General features: G+C 62.6%; 1 protein-coding gene. It reads left to right on the forward strand.

All coding sequences use genetic code 11. From position 1 onward, the window contains the following. On the forward strand, positions 1-497 hold a 497-nt coding region (locus QN345_RS19595), incomplete at its 5' end, for an IS3 family transposase (RefSeq protein WP_323509185.1). Positions 498-752: the final 255 nt, after the last annotated feature.

The raw sequence follows: 752 nt of genomic DNA on the forward strand, positions 1-752 counted from the left end.
GCCCGAACCAGCTTTGGCTGACCGACATCACCGAACACCGCACCGACGAGGGCAAGCTCTACCTCTGCGCGATCAAAGACGTCTACTCGAACAAGATCGTCGGCTACTCCATCGACTCCCGAATGAAAGCATCCCTGGCCGTCGCAGCGGCCCGCAACGCGATCGGCCAGCGCACCATCGACGGCACGATCCTGCACTCGGACCGAGGCTCTCAATTCCGCTCCAACGCGTTCCTTCGGGTGCTGAAGAACAACGGCATCACCGGGTCGATGGGTCGCGTCGGCGCCTGCGGCGATAACGCCGCGATGGAGTCGTTCTTCGCCCTGCTGCAGAAGAACGTCCTGGACCGGCAGCGGTGGTCAACCCGGGAAGAACTGCGCCTGGCGATGGTGGTCTGGATCGAGAGGACCTACCACCGCAAGCGCCGACAACGCCGCCTCGGCAAGCTCACCCCGATCGAGTTTGAGACAATAAACGTGGCCCTCAAGGCCGCCTGAAACCACTAACCCTTTGAGTCAACTGAACTCGGGGCAGTCCCCAGCGGCATGAGCAAATCTGTGACGAACGACCGCCTCGAAGTGGATACGACGTCCTTGGTGTCCATGTTTGCTGATAGTTCGAGTCTGCTCGGCGGGCTGAACGAGGTCGAAGTCGCGTCACCGGTGTCGCCAGCTTCGGGGGACGACTCGGTCCGCGACAACCAGCCGGGCCGGAGTGAGGGGTCTTGGCGCCGTGCGCTTTGGTGACGATCC

The organism is Cryobacterium sp. 10I1 (assembly GCF_035019805.1).
GTDB classification, from domain to species: Bacteria; Actinomycetota; Actinomycetes; order Actinomycetales; family Microbacteriaceae; genus Cryobacterium; species Cryobacterium glucosi.